Origin of the sequence: Lentzea kentuckyensis, from assembly GCF_002150765.1 — a bacterium.
Taxonomy (GTDB): Bacteria; Actinomycetota; Actinomycetes; order Mycobacteriales; family Pseudonocardiaceae; genus Lentzea; species Lentzea kentuckyensis.
The window spans coordinates 1-1,726 of the sequence record NZ_MUYM01000224.1 but is presented as its reverse complement, the minus strand read 5'-3'; the positions used below and the strand labels follow the sequence as shown (position 1 = coordinate 1,726).

The window sequence follows — 1,726 nt, the reverse complement described above, 5'->3', positions numbered from 1 at the left end:
ACGTCCGTCGCGGGTGCGTCACCGACGTTGGTGATCGTGGCGGTCTGCCGGACGTTGTCCCTGGGGTGCGCGGCGGGCTGGGCCGGATCGACCTGGAGGGTGAGCTCCGGCAGCGGGAACGACCACGCCACGCTCTGCATCAGGAACGCGTCGTCGTCCCTTTTGAACATCAGCTCCGCGGCCTTGGCGCCGGGCTTGAGGATGTTCTCGTCGAGGGTGATCGTGCGGGCGTCCACGCTCATGTTGTTGGGGTGCGCGGCGCCTTGGGCGGACGAGACGAACGCGTTGCGGCCGGCGATCGACGTGCCGTTGACCAGCAACTGGTCGCCGTCGCTGGCCCAGTCGCCCTCGTAGGCGGTGATGCCCAGCCGGATCACGCCGCCCGCGGGATGCGTGGGCGCGACCGGGGTGCTGAGCACCGGTTTCTCGGTGGAGAGCCGGACATGACCGCCGTGCACCGCGACGTGCCGGCGGGCAGGGACGGCCGGGGTGGCGCCGGCGAACTTCCACACGACGGTCAGCGACCAGCCGCCGAAGCAGTCGAAGCCTTGGGGCGTCCAGACGTTGCCGACGGTGTTGGTGCCGGGTTTCACGTGCGGGGTGACGTCGGCTTCGGCGCTGTAGAAGGTGTTGTCGGTGCCGGAGAGCTCGTCCGGCGCGTCTTGGACGAACTGGCCCGGCGTGATGGCGGTTCCGTTGAGGGTGACCGGATCCTGCGGCTTGCCGGGTGGGGTGAGGGCGTCGTGGCAGGTCGCGTTGCCGGCCCAGCCGAGCTTGGCGTACGCGATGGTCGCGCCGGCGGGGATGGCGAGGATCGCGCTGGAGGAGTTGAACGTGCGCGGGTCGGCGTCGACGTCGGTGTAGGACATCCGGTGGGCGTTGTTCTGGGCGGACGGGCCGTGGCCCTTGCGGTTCAGTGCGTCCACACAGGACTGCGGCGGGTACTTCGGGCTGGGACCGGCCTGCTCGGCGGTCGGGCAGGTCAGCACGGCGTTGCCGACGACCGTGACGTCCCCGTACACCGCCTCGTTGAACTGGGTGTGCCACACCTCGGCCGCCGCGCCGGGTGTGGGCGTGAACAGCGGAACCAGCAGCACGACGGCGATGAGGATCGGTACGCGCATGCCACGCCTCTCGGTCGGGGTCGGCACAGGTTGGCACGCCTGCTGGTGGTTGTCACCGCGCGTTGATCACGCTGTCCTCACTCTCCGTTGAGGACGGTGGGCCCGCGGTTCTCCTGTTCGTGTCAAAGGGTGTTTCTGGGAGCGATCCCATGTGGACCTGCGGTGGGCATGATCAACGCCGGTTGCTCTTGACGGGCGGGGAAGACCGCCGGGAAGCGTGGTGTTGGTGGTCAAACGGTGGCCGCTGTGGGGAGATGGAAGCCATGTGGACCGCGTTTGTCGTCGTGCTCGCTGCGGTGGTCGTCACCGTCGTCGCCTGTCTGTTGTTCGGACGCTCGCGTGCGCACGAACAGTCCGACGACCGTGACGCGGACTCGCGCGGGTTCCTCGGCGCGGTGATCAGCGGGCTGTTCATCGTCGCGCTGGCGTTCTACGTGGTGATCGTGTGGGAAGCGAACGGCTCCGCCGAGGACAACGCCGCCCGTGAGGCCGCCGCTGTGGCCGATGCCTACTGGCAGACGGCCGTGATGCCGCAGCCGCAACGTGATCACATCCGGGCGCTGCTCGCCGAGTACCCGAAACTGGTGGCGGACAAGGAATGG

1 protein-coding gene and 1 pseudogene are annotated in these 1,726 nt (G+C 68.9%); one reads left to right on the top strand and one right to left on the bottom strand.

Annotated elements, in window-relative coordinates:
* A pseudogene (locus B0F77_RS46145) lies at positions 1–1,124 on the bottom strand (hypothetical protein); the annotation flags it as partial.
* 263 nt (positions 1,125–1,387) lie between these two features.
* On the opposite strand from B0F77_RS46145, the gene B0F77_RS46140 reads away from it, so the two are divergent.
* On the top strand, positions 1,388–1,726 hold a 339-nt coding region (locus B0F77_RS46140), incomplete at its 3' end, for a bestrophin-like domain (protein ID WP_483868462.1).